General features: G+C 38.9%; 17 protein-coding genes. 1 reads left to right on the forward strand and 16 read right to left on the reverse strand.

The genetic code is table 11. The annotated features are described in order from the left end of the window. Positions 1-22: 22 nt before the first annotated feature. From IW22_RS12865 to IW22_RS12910, 10 genes are all read right to left on the reverse strand, one after another. Complete coding sequence (locus tag IW22_RS12865) at positions 23-1,084, reverse strand: beta-ketoacyl synthase N-terminal-like domain-containing protein (RefSeq protein ID WP_034727003.1); 1,062 nt, start codon at positions 1,082-1,084, stop codon at positions 23-25. After that, positions 1,081-2,280: a beta-ketoacyl-[acyl-carrier-protein] synthase family protein gene (locus tag IW22_RS12870; protein ID WP_034727004.1), complete on the reverse strand. Its 1,200-nt coding sequence runs from the start codon at positions 2,278-2,280 to the stop codon at positions 1,081-1,083. Before IW22_RS12870 ends, IW22_RS12865 begins: the two co-directional genes overlap by 4 nt. Before the next feature lie 98 nt (positions 2,281-2,378). Further along, complete coding sequence (locus IW22_RS12875) at positions 2,379-2,636, reverse strand: phosphopantetheine-binding protein (protein ID WP_034727005.1); 258 nt, start codon at positions 2,634-2,636, stop codon at positions 2,379-2,381. A 138-nt stretch (positions 2,637-2,774) separates the two neighbouring features. Beyond that, positions 2,775-3,314 (reverse strand): 3-oxoacyl-ACP synthase, encoded by a 540-nt coding sequence (locus tag IW22_RS12880; RefSeq protein ID WP_034727056.1) that lies wholly within the window; start codon positions 3,312-3,314, stop codon positions 2,775-2,777. A gap of 10 nt (positions 3,315-3,324) precedes the next feature. After that, positions 3,325-4,458, reverse strand: a complete 1,134-nt coding sequence (locus IW22_RS12885) for a beta-ketoacyl synthase N-terminal-like domain-containing protein (protein ID WP_034727006.1) — start codon at positions 4,456-4,458, stop codon at positions 3,325-3,327. After that, positions 4,458-4,883 carry an acyl-CoA thioesterase gene (locus IW22_RS12890; protein WP_034727007.1) on the reverse strand — a complete coding sequence of 142 codons (426 nt, stop codon included), beginning with the start codon at positions 4,881-4,883 and terminating at the stop codon, positions 4,458-4,460. The genes IW22_RS12885 and IW22_RS12890 overlap by 1 nt, the downstream gene beginning before the upstream one ends. Further along, the gene (locus IW22_RS12895) at positions 4,873-6,141 is read right to left on the reverse strand and encodes an ABC transporter permease (protein WP_034727008.1); all 1,269 of its coding nucleotides are present in this window, start codon (positions 6,139-6,141) and stop codon (positions 4,873-4,875) included. The genes IW22_RS12890 and IW22_RS12895 overlap by 11 nt, the downstream gene beginning before the upstream one ends. After that, the gene (locus IW22_RS12900; RefSeq protein ID WP_034727009.1) at positions 6,128-6,886 is read right to left on the reverse strand and encodes an ABC transporter ATP-binding protein; all 759 of its coding nucleotides are present in this window, start codon (positions 6,884-6,886) and stop codon (positions 6,128-6,130) included. The genes IW22_RS12895 and IW22_RS12900 overlap by 14 nt, the downstream gene beginning before the upstream one ends. Before the next feature lies 1 nt (position 6,887). Next, entirely contained in the window at positions 6,888-7,883 is a 996-nt protein-coding gene (locus tag IW22_RS12905) for a BtrH N-terminal domain-containing protein (RefSeq protein WP_034727010.1), read from the reverse strand. Between the two features lie 67 nt (positions 7,884-7,950). Continuing rightward, positions 7,951-8,355, reverse strand: coding sequence for a hypothetical protein (locus IW22_RS12910; RefSeq protein ID WP_034727011.1), 405 nt, complete (start codon positions 8,353-8,355; stop codon positions 7,951-7,953). 264 nt (positions 8,356-8,619) lie between these two features. Between IW22_RS12910 and IW22_RS12915 the strand changes: the two genes are divergently transcribed. Continuing rightward, a complete protein-coding gene (locus IW22_RS12915; RefSeq protein WP_051891225.1) occupies positions 8,620-11,532 on the forward strand; it encodes a M16 family metallopeptidase in 2,913 nt (970 codons plus the stop codon). An 81-nt stretch (positions 11,533-11,613) separates the two neighbouring features. On the opposite strand, the gene IW22_RS12920 is transcribed toward IW22_RS12915, so the two are convergent. The 6 genes from IW22_RS12920 to IW22_RS12945 all read right to left on the reverse strand — a co-directional run bounded on the left by IW22_RS12920 (position 11,614) and on the right by IW22_RS12945 (position 18,738). Beyond that, entirely contained in the window at positions 11,614-11,982 is a 369-nt protein-coding gene (locus IW22_RS12920) for a hypothetical protein (protein ID WP_034727012.1), read from the reverse strand. Positions 11,983-12,105: 123 nt separating this feature from the next. Then, entirely contained in the window at positions 12,106-12,549 is a 444-nt protein-coding gene (locus IW22_RS12925) for an ABC transporter permease (RefSeq protein WP_034727013.1), read from the reverse strand. Positions 12,550-12,554: 5 nt separating this feature from the next. Further along, positions 12,555-12,986, reverse strand: coding sequence for a hypothetical protein (locus IW22_RS12930; RefSeq protein WP_034727014.1), 432 nt, complete (start codon positions 12,984-12,986; stop codon positions 12,555-12,557). Continuing rightward, the gene (locus tag IW22_RS12935) at positions 12,986-14,125 is read right to left on the reverse strand and encodes a beta-ketoacyl-ACP synthase III (RefSeq protein WP_034727015.1); all 1,140 of its coding nucleotides are present in this window, start codon (positions 14,123-14,125) and stop codon (positions 12,986-12,988) included. Before IW22_RS12935 ends, IW22_RS12930 begins: the two co-directional genes overlap by 1 nt. 1 nt (position 14,126) lies before the next feature. After that, positions 14,127-15,041 (reverse strand): hypothetical protein, encoded by a 915-nt coding sequence (locus tag IW22_RS12940; RefSeq protein ID WP_034727016.1) that lies wholly within the window; start codon positions 15,039-15,041, stop codon positions 14,127-14,129. 43 nt (positions 15,042-15,084) lie between these two features. Continuing rightward, a complete protein-coding gene (locus tag IW22_RS12945) occupies positions 15,085-18,738 on the reverse strand; it encodes an MMPL family transporter (RefSeq protein WP_034727017.1) in 3,654 nt (1,217 codons plus the stop codon). Positions 18,739-18,870 lie beyond the last annotated feature (132 nt).

The raw sequence follows: 18,870 nt of genomic DNA on the forward strand, positions 1-18,870 counted from the left end.
AATTGGATGTTTTCCTGTTTGATTAAGCTCTTTCCAGCAACATCAGACTATGATCATTTCCAGCCAGATGATTGTAAAGAAGAATATTTTTAATGTCGGTCTTTTGCACTGAATGGATCATCATGACTTCCGGAATTTGCTGTTCCTTCAGAATATGGCAGGCCATAAATGTGGAAAAGCCACTTGCTGTATTGAATTCTCCGCTCAAATGTTTGTAATACAGTAAAGCTGAATTATGAAACGCATCCATTGCTTTTGTGTAGTAAACATCAGATGTGGCATCACCACTGAAACCTAAGATTACAGCATCGATGTCTTTATGTTTCAAATTGTTTTTAGCTAAAAAATCTCCTATAAAAGTTGATGTTTTTTCTATTTCCAATCTGTTGATGATCTGAATGTCTCTAAGTTTTGCGAAAGAACTTTCCGTTTTATCTTTTCCTAAAACAAAAAAAGCTGCCCCTTCACCCCAGATCACGCCATCCGTTTCGGAATGTAAATAATCAGCGGGAAGATCTTCTTCTTTTTTTATCGTATTGTTGAGACGGTAAAGTTCCATGGTTCTGGCTGTCTGCTCATCTGCAGCGCCTACGAGAACATTTTCAGCCTCTCCGTCGTTGATCTGAAGCTGAGCGTCCAGAAAAGAGAATTCCAGTGAGGAAGAGGTGTTGACATACGTGAAATTGTACGCATGACACTGAAGTCCGAGAGCGATCTGTCCTGCAACGGTGTTATGAGTCGATTGGATAAAAAATGTAGGAGTCAGAAACTCTTCATTATTATCGATCACATTTTTCAGGAACTTTTCAGAATCCTGGGAACATCCCATTCCCGTTCCTACAATGATGGCATCCGGTTTTTCAATTCCTGCTTCTTTTAAAGCATAATTGGAGGCTACAGAGCTCATTTTTACGGTTTTAGACATTCTCCTGATCATCGCAGGGGGAATGAATTCTTTATAGTTGGGATCTACAGCTTTTAAGATCTGAACAGATGGGTCAGCTTTAAGATCCAGGAAAAAATTTTCTTTTAAAGTGTCCTGAACAGAGATGCAGGATGCACTGTTGATGTATACTGCGTTCATGATTTTGAGAAAATTAAAGTAGAACAGTTCCCTCCGAACCCGAATGAATTGGAAAGCACATGGTTAATGTCTTTCTCCTTCAGTTCTGTAACCGGAGTTAAGTCAAATTCTGCCATTTTCGTTTTGAAATTCAGATTAGGGAAAATGACGCTGTGCTGCATCGCCAAAATGGAAAATACCGCTTCAATTCCCGCTGCTGCTGCCAGAGTATGTCCGGTAAAAGCTTTGGTAGAACTGAATTCAGGAACCTGACCTTCACCGAAGATCCGGATCATGGCAATTCCTTCTGATAAATCATTATTGGGAGTCGCCGTTCCGTGAACGTTGATATAATCGATGTTCTCTTTTTCCAGACCGGATATTTTAAGAGCCTGTTGCATGGCGAGAAAAGCACCCTGTCCGTTTTCTGACGAAGCGGTCTGATGATGGGCATCATTCGCATTGCCATAGCCGGAAAGATAAGCCAGGACTTTTTTGTTCTCTTTTTTCACGACTTCATCAGACTCAAGAATGATAAAAGCGGCGGCTTCCCCAAGGTTCAACCCTTTTCTGTCGTTATCAAATGGTGTATTGTAAGAATCGGTAAGAATCATCAGCGTATTGAATCCGTTCAAAGTAAATTTTGAAAGAGAATCCGTGCCACCCACGATCACACGGTCCAAAACACCGTTTTTAATCAGTTTAGCACCCATCATGATCGCATTCGCTGCTGAAGAGCAGGCTGTACTGATCGTGGAAACCATACCGTTTAATCCAAGATAATCAGCGATGGCCAATGAGGAATTTCCCGCATCATGAGCATCGATGTATTTTTGCTTTTCAGGAAAGTCTTCGTAAGAGTAGAAATACCTTTCCGTGATATCCATTCCGGCGACACTGGTAGAAGAGATGAGACCGGTTTTGTATTCATTGATATCCGAAATTCCGGCAGATGCTACAGCTTCTCTTGCGGCGATCATGCCTAATAAAGAAGTTCTTGTCACATTATTGTCTTCAGGCAGCTGAAGCTGTTGTACAAGCTCTTCATTAGACCATTTTATCTCGCCTGTTTTTATAGTTCCGGCATGGCGGGTCTCAAACATCTGGATGTCATAAATTCCGTGTTTTCCGGTTTTTAACGAAATAAAATTTTCCTCCACATTGTTTCCGATGGAAGAAATGATGCCCATTCCTGTGATGGCAATTTTCTTGTTCATTTATTTTTAATGTAACAGTGTATTAATGTACCAATGTATCAATCTACCAGTGTAACAATGATTGCTAGACTGTTAAACTGATATATTGGTACATTTATTTATTTCGTTCTGTTGTCTTCAATGAATTGAGCCATTGTATCGATAGATTGGAAAATTTCCTTTCCTTTTTTAGGATCGGCTAATTTTATTCCATAGTCTTTATCCAAAAGAACGATAAGCTCAAGAGCGTCAATAGAATCAAGACCCAATCCGCCTCCGAATAAAGGATCGGTATCTTTGATCTCTTCTACAGAAACGTCTTCAAGGTTTAGAACTTCAATGATTTTGTGCTTTAATTCTGTTTTTAAGTTTTCCATAATATAGATTAATAGTGTACCAATGTACTTAATGTACCAGTGTACCAATGCATGAATATATCCATTTCTATGTTTAGAATTGTTACATTGCTAGACTGTTACATTGTTATATTGTTCCATTGTTATATTGTTACATTTTTATAGGGTTAGCAAATATACAAAAGCTTTATAATTTTCCTGATAAAGTTCCGTCCAGCCGCAGAGAACTTTTTCTGCCTTTCCGGACAGCAGGATCTGCTCTGCGTAGTCGTTTAAAAATTGTTCATCCAATTCATCCAGAACGAAAAAAGCATTCTCCGTCTGCATTTGATGTCTGATGCTGATCTCACCTACACAGATATTAGGTAAGGTGTAGACAAATACGGCAGGGCTAGGGAAGTAATTTTCTTCTGAGTTGATACTTTCCTGGTATTTGAAATCCGTATCCAGACTGGATGATCGGTTGGCAAGAACCACTGCTGTTCTGCTGTGATCTTCATCTTTTAAAATTATTTCCGAAGCAAGAAAAGCAAGCTTACTCAGATTATCCATCTTGTGAAATTTGGAATAATTGATTTCTAAACTTTTATAAGCTTCTTTCGCAAAATCGTGAAATGTTTCCGCATGGCTTTCAAAAACAGGAAGTCCGTTAACGGTTATTTTCGAATGTTCTATGGTACAGCTGTCCGTTTTCTTCATCACTTTCATTTTAACATTTTTCTAAAACAATCGCTGCATTGCATCCGCCGAAGCCTGAAGCTGTTTTTAAAATATACTGAATGGCTGCAGACTGGTTTTCTGTAATGATATTCAAAGGTTGGGAAACTCCCGTTTCTTCAAAATTCTTAGAAGGAATCAGCAGTCCGTGGCGGGCACTTTCCATAGAAATAATGCTTTCCAAAAGTCCCGATGCGCCAAGGCAGTGTCCGTAATATCCTTTCATGCTGTTCAATGGAGCATGTTGAAGTTCCATTCTGTTGAAGGCGATGGCTTCCATTTCGTCATTGTAGATGGTGGCGGTTCCGTGGGCGGAAATAAAATCGATCTGATCAGAGGTAACATTCGCTTCTGTCATTGCATTTTTGATGCTTGCATACAATCCGTCTCCCGTTCTGGAAGGTCCCGAAATGTGATTGGCATCATTCACGGCGGAGTCTCCGGATATTTTAAACCTAAACTTTTCGTTTTCACTTGGAGCAGAAGTGATATACACCGCTGCGGTCGCTTCACCGATATTAATTCCGTTTCTGTTTTTGTCGTAAGGCTTGCATGGTTCCGTTCCGATGGCCTGGAAAGAGTTGAATCCTGAGATCACAAACTCTGAAACCTCATCACCGGCAATTACAAAAGCATCTTTATATTTCCCGGCCTTAATCATATTTTTAGCAACAGCAATAGCCATTACTCCTGAAACGCAGGCATTGGAAACCACGATGGGTTTTGTTTTAAATCCAAAATAATCAGCAATTTTCTGTGCTAATTTTGAAAGATAAACGCCTTCCGGTAATGCCGTCTGATTTTTTAATAAGCTGATATTTCCTTTGGTCGTTGATAGGATGAAAGCCGTTTCTTCCGAAATATCATCCTTTTCAACCAGAGGTTTTAAACTCAGTAGAAACATTTTCTCAAGTCTTGTAAAATCCTGACCGTCAAAATTGTTTTTAAATTCTTTTTCCAGCTTTTCAGTATCAATAATGGAAGCATAAAAAGCGTCCTGATTTTCTATCACCTGATGCAGACCCACGCCTGATTTTCCTTCTACCAGATGATTCCAGTTCGAAGTAACGTCAAAACCTAAAGGAGTGACGCAGTTGTAGTCTGTAATATAAATTTCTTTCTTCATTATAATCCCATTTTATCTTTCCATGCCTGAAAAAACTCAGGATTATAAAGGCATAAGCTTCCATTACTGTCTAAGAAAACCTGAATGGTTTCTCCGCTGCATACCAGCTGATCATCCTGATTGAACAGTTCATAGGTGTAGATCAGTTTGGCAGATACGGAATTCACAAAAGTGGTGACGATCCTGAATGTTTCTCCGTATTTTAACGGAAGAAAATGTTCACAGGTACTTTTTACGATAGGTGTCACGTAGCCTTCTCTCTGAATATCGAGATAAGTAAGGCCGTGCTCCCTTCCGAAGGCTTCTCTTCCGTCTTCGAAATACACGATATAATGTCCGTGCCAGACGATGCCCAGAGGATCTGTTTCGTTGAATCTTACCCTTACTTCTTCCGTACAGGTTAATATGTTTTCTTTAGACTGCATTTTGTTTTCGTTCGTAAAAAATAGAAATAGCGACCATCGCAATATAGAATGCAAAAAGGAAAGCAAGTTCTTTGGCAATTCCTCCGATACCACTGTTTCTTAAAATAATATCATAATAGGCATTCAAACCCCAGTTCATCGGGGAGAATTTGGCTACGGTCTGCATAAATTCCGGCATTAAAAATACGGGAACCCAAATTCCTCCGATAGCGGCCAGAACTACCACCGAAGTAGCTCCAAAAGGCGCAGACTGTTCCTGAGTATCTGCAATAGTTCCCAGTAAAACCCCAAATCCGATGGCTGCCAGTCCGGAAAATAAAGTCACCACAATAAGCTGGAACATTTTCCCTGAAACATCAAATGCCGGCAGATCCATGTAAGGGAAAAGGTAGATTCCCACAGCGACCATCAGTAAAAACTGAATGATACAGATGATCAGATACGTGAATGTTTTTCCTAAAATATGAACAAAGTATGGCGTAGGGCTGATTCTCGCTCTTACACTCGTGCCCTGACTTTTTTCTTTGACTAAATTGATAGAAAGCGGAACGACAATAAAGAAGATCGCGAAAAGCGTCCAGGCCGGAACATTGTGCTGAACTGAGTTCGGCATCACATCCATCGCTCCTTTTTTCGGGGTGATCTCTTTGAAGCTGATGAGGTTTTTGTTCTCATCAAGGTTTTCTTCTGTTCCCAGCTGATCCTGAAATGCTTTGTAGATCTTTTTATTTTCGATCTCAAACACCATTTTATTCACAGAATTCATCACGGAGTTTTTGAATCCTACGTTGGTTGCCGGATCAAAATACAGATGAATTTCTTTGGCTTTCGGAGCTGCTTTTTTCACCGCTGCTGCATCGCCTTCCAGTCCGAACGAACTTACGATCGTCTGAACTTTGGAATCTATATTTGAATTTAAATCTTTCGTTAAATTTTCAGGAATGACGATGGCCATCTGATAATCTCCAGAAAACACGGCTTCCTGCGCTGACTTTTCGTTATAATTCGTCAGCAGCTGGAATGTTTTGCTGGTTTCCAGTTCCTGTTTTATGTTTTTGGATACCTCGGATTTGTCATTATCAATGAAAATAATCGGGATTTTTGAACCTTCCAGATTTTTGAAAGTAGAATCCTGAATTAATGTAATCGTTACAATTAACAGCAACGGCATGACGAAAATAATGACTATTCCCCCAATATCTCTCTTCAGAAGAAGGATTTCCTTCACGAAGCTTCTCCAAAGTTTATACAACAACATCTCTTAGTTCTTTTCCTGTTAATGATATGAAAACGTCTTCCAGGTTTTCAGCGTTGGCGATCTGTGCTACCAGTTCTTCCGGTGTTCCTACCGCGTGTATTCTTCCTCTGTCGATAATGGCGATCTTCGTACAGAATTCTTCTGCCTCGGAAAGGTGGTGAGAGGTGTAAATGATACACGTCCCGTTTTTATTCAGTTCCTGTAAGAAATCGATGATTACTTTTTTAGACTGAACATCAACACCTACAGTCGGTTCATCAAGGAACAGTACTTTCGGATTGTGAAGTGTTCCTGCGATAAGGTTGCACCGGCGTTTCATTCCTCCGGAAAACTGTTCTACCTTTTTATCTGCAAACTTTGAAAGTCCCATGATCTCCAAGGATTCATCGATGGTTCTTTTAAGTTCTTTATGCTTTAATCCGTACAGACTTCCGTAAAACATTAAGTTTTCTTTAGCCGTAAGAGTAGGATAGAGCGCATATTCCTGAGGCACGATTCCGATAATTTCTTTGATCTTGAAACTGTCTTTCTGAGGAGACAGACCATTGATCGTAAATTGTCCGGAGGTAGGTTTGATTAATCCTGAAAGCATGGAAATCAGAGTGGTTTTTCCGGCACCGTTTGGTCCCAGAATTCCATAGATCTCATTTTTCTCAATATTCAGCGAGATATCGTTCACAGAAAACTCTTCGGAGTTTTTGTACTTTTTGTATAGATTTTTGATCTCAATCATATTCTCCGCCATATCAGATCGCTTTTCTCAGTTTTTTATAGAAAGCTTCTTCCAGATCTGCGATATGAAGCATAGATTTTGAAAGATTGTTGTAGATATCGCTTTTTGAATTCCTGTTTTTGTAAACACGGGCAATATCCACGGCAAAGTCTCTCCACAGGTCACCAATCGCAGTGATTTCTTTGGACAGCTCTTTTAATTCATCATTTTTAAGGATGACCGCTGCTTCCTGAAGAAAAGCTCCATAGATAAATCTGAAACCGCCACCACCAGTACCAATCTCTTCCTGCATTCTGATCAGCTGTCCGAGATAATGGTTAGTGACTTTAGTTCCTTTCTTTGCTGCCCATTTCGGGATGCTCTTGGCGACCCATCTCATGGCTTTTACTCCGATAAGGGGAACCGGAGCCAGCATGTTTTTGCAGGTGTCTTTGATTCCTTTTTTAATGGCTTCTTCAATATTTACATTGTCCGGGATGTAAGTCGGGTAGTACATATGTCCTTTTGGAGGCAGTGCGCCTTTGGCATATCTTACCTTTTCAAGTTCAGCTTCGGACAGAGAAGTTGTATAATCCATTACCGGGTCGCTGATCAGGAATTTTCCGTCTTCTTTTCCGTATACCACCAGGTTGTGGGCATTGAAGTGGAATTTATATTCTTCAGGGAAATAGGTAAGGTTGAAAACGCCCACCTGAAGCCCTGTCGGGATATTCTGATTTAAGTTTCTCTCTAAAGCGGACTGTGCGTCTTTAGGATTAGAAAATTTTTCTCTTTTGATTTTAATTCCCAATCTTTTGGCTGCTTTGCTGAAAATAGCACCGGGCATCGGACGATAGCTGAAGCCGGGAGCAAAATTGACTTTCAAAAATGGCAGATAGACGAAAAACAGTCCGGAACCGATCCCAAAGATCATTGGTTCACTGAGTTTTAAGCCTTTGTTGAGTAACAGATTGGAGGCAACACCGTTTTCGCAATGCGCGGTCTGATGGTGTTCAAAGTTAAGTTTCATTTGCTGCTTTTATCTTTTTCATTGGCGAAATGAAATTGTGCATAGGATGGTATGCTTCATTTCAGTATTATTTTCCGTCAAAGTTCTTTAATTCATCCACTGAAATCCCGAACGCATCGGCATATTTTTTCAGTACGGATTCGTTTAGTGTTTTAAATACTCTTGGTTTTGAGTGTCTTTTTACTCTCCACTGCCACATTCCGACATAGGAAGCAAGAACACCCAGATCCATTTTATTCAGTTCCATAAAATACATAATGGGACTCGATATATTATTGGCGACGTCCTGTCTGGCTTCTTCAATTCTTTCATGAATAAGTTCCAGAGATTCTTCCAGGGCTGCTTTTTTAGCTTCCCAGCCAATGCTGTTGGCCGTCGTATAATTATCGTTTTCATCCGTCACATACAAGACTTCGGTCATGTTTGCTGACTTCAGATTGCTTTCATCCTGAGGCAGGTCTTGTTTTTTCATGTAAACTGTATTATTTTTCTACTTTAAGAATCAAAAAGGATCACCTTTTTAATTCTTTTTAATCAGTTGGCTAAAATAGTGAAAATACATTATATGTAAATCATATTAAATCAGAATGCACCGGATAGGCTTTTTAAAGGGATAAAAGCTATTTTTAACTGAAAAATATTAATTCAGAATTTGTAATACATAAGCTGTAACAAGTGTATTATAAATGTAGACTAATAATGTTCTAAGAAATTTGGATAAAATAAAATAAGACTTATGAAGAAATTTTTTATTTCTGTTTCGCTTTTCTGCATGCTTCATGCAATGGCACAGAAGTTTGATACTCAGAAGATGACGGACAGTCAGGGGTACACTTATGAAACGGTAAAGAATGACCAATCCGGGGTAAGAGTTTATACGCTGAAAAACGGACTGAAGGTGTATCTGGCAAAAAATGATGATGCTCCGAGAATTCAAACCTATATTCCGGTAAGAACTGGATCTAATAACGACCCTAGCGATAACACCGGTTTGGCGCATTATCTTGAGCACATGGTTTTCAAAGGAACCTCTCATTTGGGAACGCAGGATTGGGCAAAGGAAAAAGCATTGTTACAACAGATCTCTGATCTTTACGAGCAGCACAAAGCAGAAAAGGATCCTGAAAAGAAAAAATTACTCTATAAGAAAATAGATGAAGTTTCTCAGGAAGCATCTAAATATGCGATTGCCAACGAATATGACAAAGCGATCTCTTCATTGGGAGCAACAGGAACAAACGCCCACACGTGGCTTGATGAAACGGTTTATAAAAATAATATTCCGGCCAATGAGCTTGAAAAGTGGCTTCAGGTAGAGAAAGAACGTTTTTCCGAACTGGTACTGCGTCTTTTCCATACAGAATTGGAAGCGGTGTATGAGGAATACAACAGAGCTCAGGATAACGACGGCCGTCTTGTGAATTATGCAATGATGGAAGCTCTTTTCCCAAAACATCCAAACGGTCAGCAGACAACAATAGGAACTTCAGAGCACTTGAAAAGCCCGTCTATGGTTGCCATTCATAAATACTTTGACACCTATTATGTGCCTAATAATATGGCAGTGGTTCTTGTAGGAGATTTGGATTTTGATAAAACCATCAAAATGGTAGATCAGTATTTCGGAACTTTCAAATACAAAGAGCTGCCCATGAAAAAAATGGTATCGGAACAGCCTATGGAAAGCATTGTGTCCAGAACCGTGAAAAGCCCAAGTACGCCGAGAATGACTCTTGCATGGAGATCCGATTCTAATGGAAGCCAGAATGCAAGGTTGGCAGATGTCGTTGCAGAAATTTTAAGCAACAGGGGAGATGCAGGTCTTATAGATCTTAATATGAACCAGACCCAAAAAGTACTGGGTGCAGGCGCTTACGAATCTGCTTTTAAAACCTATGGTGCTTTTACCATGTCTGTAACGCCGAAAGAAGGACAGAGCTTTGATGATGCTAAGAAATTGCTATTGGATCAGCTGGATCTTGTGAAAAAAGGGCAGTTCCCGGATTGGATGCTGAAAGCAATCGTTAATGATAAAAAGGTACAGCGTATGAAGTCGTGGGAAACTGCAGACGGATTAGCTACTACACTGTACAGTACTTATATCAACGAGCAAAGTTGGGAGCAGGAATTAAATGATATCAACCAGTACGAGAAAATTACAAAGGCTGATGTGGTAAAGTTTGCCAACGAATTTTTCAAAGACAACTATGTGGTTGTTTACAAAGAAAAAGGAGTGAATGATAAACTGGTTCGTGTACAGAATCCTGGAATTACTCCAATCAAACTGAACAGAGAAGCACAGTCTCCTTTCCTTAAAGATATTCTAAGCACTAAAGTAGCTGAGATCAAACCTGAGTTCATCGATTATAAAGCGGCTATTCAGACGACTCAGATCAAAGATAAGAAAGTTAGCTTTGTAAAGAATAAATATAATGATGTAGCACAGATCAGCTATATTTTCCCTTTTGGAACGGATAACGATAAGGAGCTTTCAGTAGCAGTAACCCTTTTCGAATATCTTGGAACGGATAAATACACCCCTGAACAGCTGAAAGGTGAGTTCTACAAACTGGGAATCACTTACAGTTTCAGAACTTCAAACGATCAGGTAATCATCACATTGAGCGGTCTTGAAGCCAATATGAAGAAAGGTGCTGAGCTGATGAACCACTGGGTGACGAATGTAAAAGCAGATAAAGAGACTTACGCGAAGACGGTGAAAACAATCCTTGAAGCAAGAGCTGCTGCTAAAAAAGATAAAACCAGAATCATGGCTGCTTTGACGAACTATGCAAAATACGGCAAAAATTCGAGAATGGCAGATGTCGTTTCTAAAGAACGTCTTGAAGGCATTGATGTGAATGAACTGACTAAGAAAATCAAAGTACTGAACCAGTCGCCATATGAGGTATTCCTTTATGGACAGGAGCAGTCAGGTTTAGAAAAATCAGTTAAGCCATATATTACAGAAGCGAGCGTTCAGCCGGCAAAAGCTAAAGAATATCAGGAGCCCGCAGCAGACGGAAAAGTATATTTCACCAACTACGACATGGTTCAGATGGAAATGTCTAAAGTAGCTAAAGGTGGTGATGTAAACTTAAGTAACTTCGGAAAAGCGAATGTTTTCAATGGCTATTTCGGATCAGGACTTTCTTCTATTGTTTTCCAGGAAATCAGAGAAAGTAAGTCACTGGCGTATTCAGCCTATGTGTATTATGCTAATGCTTCAGAAAAAGGACATGCCAACTATATCACGAATTATATCGGAACTCAGGCTAATAAGCTTCCATCAGCAGTCAATGCAATGAGCGATCTTATGGCTTCTCTGCCGCAGATTCCTGCACAGTTTGAGAACTCAAAAGGTTCTGCGCTGAAGCAGATTGCGTCTAACAGAATTAACAGAACGAATATTTTCTTTAATCAGTTAGCATTGAAAAAACTGGGAGTAGATTATGATATCAGAAAAGATACATATGCTGAAATCCAGGGGCTGACATTACCACAGCTTACCAGCTTCTACAATACTGAGATCAAGCCTATGAAATACAACACAGCGATCATCGGTAAGAAAGAAAACCTGAATATGGAATCCATCAATAAAATGGGAACGTTCCAGGAGGTATCTCTTGAAGAAATCTTCGGGTACTAACCCTTTATGATACCAATTTTTTTAAGCGGAGCAGCAATGCTCCGCTTTTTTATTTTTTGAATTTAATTTCAAAAGAAAATTTTATCTGTTTGGACGGTAAGTCAGTTTTACCAGCAGATACACTTCCTGTTTGTCAAGATCATTACACCAGGTACGCTGAGATACTACCGCGTCATTATACAGATCAAGATCATCCATATTGTTATAGTATTCCAGTCTTTCGGAGGTCTTGTATTTAAAAAATGAAATAAGATTCACTTCATCCCCAATTTGCGGAGCTACGGGAAACTCAACAGAATTTTCAAAATCAAATTCAACATTATCTGAATAGAACCTTACTTTTACACTCATACTTTTATTTTCATCAAATATATCGAAAAATAAGGGTTGTTTGATCATTAGGAGGGAAGAGGGAAGATGGAGGCCGGAAGTTACCGGCAGGCTTTCCATATCTCACAGTTTATCTTACAATTTGATGAGGTAGTTTTAAAAGAACAATAAAACTGGCTTTAACCCCAAAAAGAAAAACCGCACGGTAATCGTACGGTTATATATTTTAACTAAAATGAAGTATTAAGATTTTATCTCCTGAATAAACAGATTGATCTCTGCCCTGATCAGCAGCTCATCATGATTAAACGTCTCACAAAAGATATTGCAGACATTTTCATACTGAGAGATCAGCGAGGCTTTTGAAATGATCTTATCCCCTGTCTTCGGAAGACCGAAAAGTTCGATCTTTTTAATATTGGTGATAAAGCCAATTACTTTGGTATCTGCTTCAGGATTTTCAAAGAAGCTTTGTCCCAGAATAGAAGAGCAGGTTTGGGCAAGATTTTCAATCAGGCCGGCCTCTGCAAGTTCATTGTTGTAGACGAACACATTATCTTCTTTTATTTCAAAGGAAGTCACAACTTTTTCTTTGGTCAATTCCAGAATATAATCTGCCATCAGCATCGGTTCGCGGTGCGGCAGAAAGTTATGTATATTGATAAGTTGGTCTTCTTTGATCTCCATTACAGTTATTTTACAGCAGTTTTCATTTGGGATTTTGCAATGATTGCGCCATTCAGTTTCGTGACAATATCTACCAGTGTTACGCCCATTACTTCATTCAGGATCGTTACTTCCGATACCAGACGGTCACCTGTTTTAGGGAGGATTTCCGCTTCAAAAGATTTGATGGCACCGATGTATCCGGTAGGCGCGTCTTTTCCTAAAAGATAATATTTGTAACCGGTATGCAAAGCGACACTCTGTGCCTGATGCTCTATAAGTCCCGAAGCCTGAAATATTCCGTCCTGGATAAAAATATTATCATCTTTGATCTCAAATCCTGATACCAGATGATTTTCAGAAAATTCCGTAAGCTCATGAACCATGACAAACGGAAAACGCTGGGGAATAAGGCTTCCCACAAAATTCGTATCGGATGTCGGCAGTTGATTCTCCATTAGCAAACTGTTAACAGGGCACAAGAATAAGCAAATCTTCCGCTTTCAGGAACACAAAGCAATACTTTTTCTCCTTTTTTCAGCGTTCCGGAATTCATTAATTCTTCCAGTGCTACGAAGATAGAGCCTGCTCCGATGTTTCCGATGTCAGAAAGGTTGTAGAACCATTTTTCCGCAGGGAAATCCATTCCTTTTTTAGCAAATTCGTCTTTCAAGCCTTCTTTGAAATACCCTGAAGAAATATGAGCCAGAACGTGATCGATTTTTGCCGGATCTAAATTGTGTTTGTCGAAAGAAGACCTTAAGCTTTCCGCACCTTTTACCAGGATGTATTTGTCCAAGATCTTGGTATCTTGTTTAATGGCAAAGATAGATTGCTTCAGCCATTCATCAGAAGGGTAGTCTGCCCATGATTTAAGGCTTCCGTCCTCCTGCTTGTCGCATCCTGCATACATACATGCTTCGATCTCGTGAGCGTAGGAATAAAAATCGATGAACTCTATTTTTAAAGAAATTCCGGTTTCTCTCGGTTTATTTTCAAGAAGGAATGAACCTGCACCGTCAGAAAGCATCCATCTCAGGAATTCTCTCTTAAAGGCAACGATAGGTCTTTCTTCCAGTGCTTTTAAATTTTCAGCTTCATGGTTGAATTTATCGGCGGTCATCCATGCAGACATTCTCTCAGAACCTGCACATACTGCATTTTCATTCACACCGGCCTTTACAGAAAGGAATCCGTAGTTCAGGGCATTCATCCCGGAATTACAAAGACCTGTAGCGGTATTAATTTCAATAGATTTACCGATATTCAGCTCACCATGAACCATAGAAGCGTGTGAAGGCTGCATCTGATCCGGAGAAGTAGTTCCTACGGACAACAGTTTCATATCTTCCTTTTTGAAATTTTCATCGAATAGTCCTTCTACAGCTTTTGCGGTCAGCTGTGCATTGGTATGAGTAGGATTTCCTTCTTTGTCCAAAGCATAATATCTTGTGGTGATCTTGTTATTTCTTAAAATCAGTGATCTTGCTTTAGAAGGAGCGTCATTTATCAGACCAAGATAAGTCTCCATTTCATCATTTGATACCGGGTTGTTGGGTAAGTATGTTGATGCTTTTGTTATAAATACGTCGTACATTCTATTTTAAATTAATTCCTTGTAAATATGTTTTTTGTTTTTGTCTTTTAGACCAAAATATGGGGGTTGTCAGTAGGTGTAAAACTAAGACGACAGGTGAGATAATCCATATCGCAGCCATCAAATATACCTTAAAGAATTTTATCAACAATGGACGTTTCTCTTTTTTCTTCATAATCAGATTAGACCATATGGTGAATATTTTATTCCCTACTTTTTCCACTCTTACTAAAAAAGGGCGGATTTCTATCGCTCCGTTCTGTACCAGTTCAGGTTGAAGACCGGAAAGATTTCCACTGTTGAAATGCTTTTCTATAATTCTGCCGTACTTTACAGATCCTGAAATTTCTTCATCCGAAATCCCTGCAGCAGGAAGCATTCCCGATTTCTCTTTCTTTCCTGTCGTCAGCCAGCGTAAGATGGTGAGTACACTTGTATAATTGTCATGTCTGTCCACTAAGGCGATGTTTCCGACCAGTTTTGCACCAAGGTCTTTTAAATATACCTTTAGTTTCTCCTGAGAAAGCATCCACATATTTCTGGTTCCTGAGATGGTAACCACATCCGTGCCTTTTAGTATTTTTTCCGCAAAACCACTCTTTAAAAAGGAGATGATAGGAATAGACGGTGTAAGATACCATACCTGATATCCGAATAAGATGAGGTCATATTTTTTGTTCAGAATCTCTTCAGAAGGAGGAAAGATCTCTTTCGGGATCTGAAGATAAGATTCAGGGAACGTATTGAAGAAAACATCTTCCGGCCAGGGGAAAGGAAAATCCTCTTTCAGCTGAATATTATAATACGTAAGGTCATATTCCTCCTTTTTGGCTTCGAAAGGCTGCGCTATATTCTTTACAATATCTTCCAGCTGTCCAGTCTGTGAATAGTAGATTACGAGTATATTTTTTTTCATTAGTATTCTTTAACGGTTACAAAAATATGCTTTTCATATTTATTTAGTGTTTTTTGAATATTTTTATTCCTTTTGAATTAAATTCTTCATAATAATCTGAATTATTAAAGTCTGAATGAATCGTATTCAGGAAGATAATGGCCTCCGGAAGCTTCTCCAGGCTGCTGACATCAAATTGCTGATCCGAAATCAAAAGAGTGTCAACAGTCTTATGAATCTCAGAAACATTTTTAATATAGTGAATCTTTCTTCTTTTCACCAGATAAGTCTGCATAGCCGTTTGTCTTCTTTCCTCATCTGTGATAAGGGAAAAAATTCTTCTTTCGGCCTGATAAAGAGTTAAAAGTACATCTTTTTGCCCAAAATCATCAGCCATATGCAGAATAGATGCATCTCTGGCAATGTGTTTATTCAATTCAAAATAAACCGATTTGTTGGCATTGAAATCATCCTTAACTTCTTTTACCACCTCACTGTCTTTAAATAAATAACTCAGGAATAATTTTTTCCTGAAATAATTTTCATCCTCCAGTTCGATTCTTAGTTCGGCAAATTTTTCTCTGAAGTACGCATTGATCTTTTTCGTTCTTTCGGAATAGTTTTTTCCAAAACTCAGATCATCTTTACTGATCCTGTCACCAACTTTTACTGTAATACTTCCGTCGTAGATGATAAAGTCACCTTTCGGCAGCACTTCAGAATTCCCGTGAATGTATAATGGAAGAATATCCAGTCCGAACTGTTCGGCAAGATAAAAGGCTCCTTTGTGGAATCTTTTTACATCATTCGTGTAAGAACGTTCTGCTTCCGGGAAAACAACCAGCGAATATCCCTGATCAATTTTTTCTTTCAGCTTTTCCATACTGTTCTCTATGCCTTGGGAAACGGGGTAAAAACCGAGCGCTCTTACCAGTTTTCCGAAAACCGGAGAATCATACACCCAGTCATTCACCAGATAAATAATCTTATGCGTAGCCATGGCGATCGCAAGGGTGTCGAGAAAAGAAGTATGATTGGCAATGATCACGGCCGGTCTGCTGAAATCTTCTGCTGGATTTTTTATCACTCTTTTTCTTACAAAAGGACTGATGTGCAATACTGATGTTAAAAATTTAGCTAAAATTAATTTAATGATATCTAAAGTTTTCCCTTTCGATCTTTTGACAAAGACACTCCCGATCAGTGAAAAGACCAATCCTCCCAATCCATAATAAAAGAAGGAAATGATACATCTTAAGAACAGTCTGAATGTAATAGGAGAAAGTCCTTTTTTCGCTCTGTTGGTGATCAGTAATCTAAACCAGAACGGATAAAGCGTTGAGGTAATAATAATCACGGAGAACATTCCGATCAGGGCAACCAGCGCCAGTGAATGTAATGCCGGATGTTTTGCAAAGATCAAAGAACCGATGGATAATATCGTTGTGAAAACCGCCAGAATAATGGAGGTTCTGTAAGTCGGAAGTTCGTTTTTCCCGGTGGTATGTTCCTTCTGCATCGCCTTTGTAAGGAAAATACTGAAGTCATCACCCACACCGAATACCAGTGTACAAACCACAGTACTGAAAATATTTAATTCCAATCCAAGAAAATACAGAATGCCCGCTGTTACTACTCCGGTCAATACAATAGGAAACATCGTAAGAACTGTAAGTTCAAAATTTCTGAAGAAAACAATAATCGTCAGAACAATGGCCAGAAGCGAATAATTAATCAGCGTACTGAAATCTCTCTTCAGCAGTCCCAGAAAGTTTTCGTTCATCTGCTGGCGGTCGATGGCCAGTGCATCGTGATGCTTCTCAACATCTTTTATAAAGTGATCTCTTTTCTTTTCATCTACTTTGGCCACATTGGAAACCGTATAAAAACCGTTTTCATTGCTCAGGAATTCGGAGATCTGTAATGCTTTTACTTTTTCGTAGTCTTTGAGGCTTAATTCCGTATAATTTTTATTTAAAACTTCATTGAAGTTATCAAAAGCACTGCTGTTAAATCCAAATTGATTTCCACTGCTCACCAGTTCCGAAACCGTGCGGTTCTTTTTATCCGCATCCCAGAATTTCTTCCAGGTTTCAATCCTTTGCTTCTGATCCTTTTCAGAAAGAACAACATTTCCGAGTGAACTGTAGCTCAGAATTTTTCCCTCTTTTTTCTCTTTTTCAAGGAAATTGCTCAGACGGGAGTTTCTTGCCAGGGCTTCTTCCTCAGAATTACCGTAAGAAATGGTGTAAATAGATTTTGAAGTGATGTCGGAAAGTTTCTGTAGCTTGGCTTCACTTATCTTTAAATCTTTTGGAATATAATTAAGGTCCCCGATATCTTCATTAAATCCTACATGTCTGAAACCAAACAGACAGGCCACGATGATAATAGAACAGCCTATAATCAGAGGTTTATTTTTCTCATAAGGATAAGACCCGATCCTGTCTATAAAATTGGTGCTTTGATGTTCCCCTTTCTGCTTTGGCTTATAAAGCTGAGGAACGATGATTAATGCCGTGATGGACGATAAAATAACAGTAATGGCAGCGAAAAGACCAAGATCTTTCAATGCTTCAGAACGTACAAATACCAGACAGAGAAAAGAAACGGCTGTTGTAGCACTGCTCAGGACGATGGGCTGGGTGATCTCTTTGTAAAGTTCTTCTATATTGTTATTATGTTTATAATGGGTAAGAATATGAAGAGCGTAATCAATCGTGATCCCGATAAGGATAGCCCCTACACTTAAAGAAATGGCAGAGATCTTATCTTTAATAAAATAAAGAATCAGCAGGGCGAGGAGTACTGAAAATACAGTCGGGAGAAATACGATAATCGGGGTGAAAAAGTTCCGGAAATAATAAATAAGCAGGATCAATAACACCGTCATTGAGATCATGACCGTATTCTGGATGTCTTTTTTGATCTGTTGTGCATTCGCTACAGCAATTACCGGAGAACCGAAATAGCTGAGTTCCGTTTTTCCTTTGAACTGTTTGTTGATGCCGTCTTTTATCTCATTAAGCTGATTGACAAAGACTTCATTGCCCTTGGTGTCGTTGCTTTTGTTTTTCGGATCGATGAAGAGAAGGAGGTTTTTCCCGTCTTTGGTGACAATGTAATTGTCTTCAAGCTTGAAATCTTTACTGATGTTTAAAGCATTTAATTTCTTAATGCCTAAATAGGTAATGCCCAGCGGATCTTTTTTGATAAACTCTTTCGTCACAAGACTCGTAGGCGAAACCAGAGATACATAATTGTTCTCTACCTGTTTTGAAATGCTGTCTTTCTGAAGTTTTCTTTCAATTTCCTTATAATCGTTTTCATCAAGGAACAAAGGCAGATTCTGATTCACAAAATCAAATGTTTCCGAAATTTCACTGTCGTTCACCTTTCCCTGAATAGCACCGATGTATTTCTTCAAAGGTTCCACTTTCTGCAGAAAAGTATCTGCGGTTTCGGATAACTGAAAATTATCTTCTTTGGACTTGTTTTCTATAATCACGATGATCTTGTCCGAAAAATTCAGCTGTTTGAGAACTTTTGCCGTAAGATCTGATTTTTCATTTTTAGGAATTATCTGGTTGATATCTTCTTCAAAATTAATTTTTGAAGCAAAAAATCCGCATAGAACAGCCGTCCCAATAGCAATAAGAGCAGAAAGGACCCTGTTTTTAGAAATGAGATAATATAAAAAAATAAAAAAACGATGCATTATATGGTGAAATCAAGTCTGCAAATTTAATTTTTTCAACATTAGTTCAAAACATTTGGGCTATAAGTTTTGTCTGAAAATCAACAAAATATTCTAGGCAGAATAAAAAAATATTCTACTTTTGCAAAAGTT

This window comes from Chryseobacterium sp. JM1 (assembly GCF_000737715.1).
In the GTDB taxonomy this organism is placed as follows: domain Bacteria; phylum Bacteroidota; class Bacteroidia; order Flavobacteriales; family Weeksellaceae; genus Chryseobacterium.

Bases quoted from the DNA above. Each gene is read 5' to 3' on its own strand.
- IW22_RS12865 (WP_034727003.1), bottom strand. From the start codon at position 1,084: ATGAACGCAGTATACATCAACAGTGCATCCTGCATCTCTGTTCAGGAC.
- IW22_RS12870 (WP_034727004.1), bottom strand. From the start codon at position 2,280: ATGAACAAGAAAATTGCCATCACAGGAATGGGCATCATTTCTTCCATC.
- IW22_RS12875 (WP_034727005.1), bottom strand. From the start codon at position 2,636: ATGGAAAACTTAAAAACAGAATTAAAGCACAAAATCATTGAAGTTCTA.
- IW22_RS12880 (WP_034727056.1), bottom strand. From the start codon at position 3,314: ATGAAGAAAACGGACAGCTGTACCATAGAACATTCGAAAATAACCGTT.
- IW22_RS12885 (WP_034727006.1), bottom strand. From the start codon at position 4,458: ATGAAGAAAGAAATTTATATTACAGACTACAACTGCGTCACTCCTTTA.
- IW22_RS12890 (WP_034727007.1), bottom strand. From the start codon at position 4,883: ATGCAGTCTAAAGAAAACATATTAACCTGTACGGAAGAAGTAAGGGTA.
- IW22_RS12895 (WP_034727008.1), bottom strand. From the start codon at position 6,141: ATGTTGTTGTATAAACTTTGGAGAAGCTTCGTGAAGGAAATCCTTCTT.
- IW22_RS12900 (WP_034727009.1), bottom strand. From the start codon at position 6,886: ATGGCGGAGAATATGATTGAGATCAAAAATCTATACAAAAAGTACAAA.
- IW22_RS12905 (WP_034727010.1), bottom strand. From the start codon at position 7,883: ATGAAACTTAACTTTGAACACCATCAGACCGCGCATTGCGAAAACGGT.
- IW22_RS12910 (WP_034727011.1), bottom strand. From the start codon at position 8,355: ATGAAAAAACAAGACCTGCCTCAGGATGAAAGCAATCTGAAGTCAGCA.
- IW22_RS12915 (WP_051891225.1), top strand. From the start codon at position 8,620: ATGAAGAAATTTTTTATTTCTGTTTCGCTTTTCTGCATGCTTCATGCA.
- IW22_RS12920 (WP_034727012.1), bottom strand. From the start codon at position 11,982: ATGGAAAGCCTGCCGGTAACTTCCGGCCTCCATCTTCCCTCTTCCCTC.
- IW22_RS12925 (WP_034727013.1), bottom strand. From the start codon at position 12,549: ATGGAGATCAAAGAAGACCAACTTATCAATATACATAACTTTCTGCCG.
- IW22_RS12930 (WP_034727014.1), bottom strand. From the start codon at position 12,986: ATGGAGAATCAACTGCCGACATCCGATACGAATTTTGTGGGAAGCCTT.
- IW22_RS12935 (WP_034727015.1), bottom strand. From the start codon at position 14,125: ATGTACGACGTATTTATAACAAAAGCATCAACATACTTACCCAACAAC.
- IW22_RS12940 (WP_034727016.1), bottom strand. From the start codon at position 15,041: ATGAAAAAAAATATACTCGTAATCTACTATTCACAGACTGGACAGCTG.
- IW22_RS12945 (WP_034727017.1), bottom strand. From the start codon at position 18,738: ATGCATCGTTTTTTTATTTTTTTATATTATCTCATTTCTAAAAACAGG.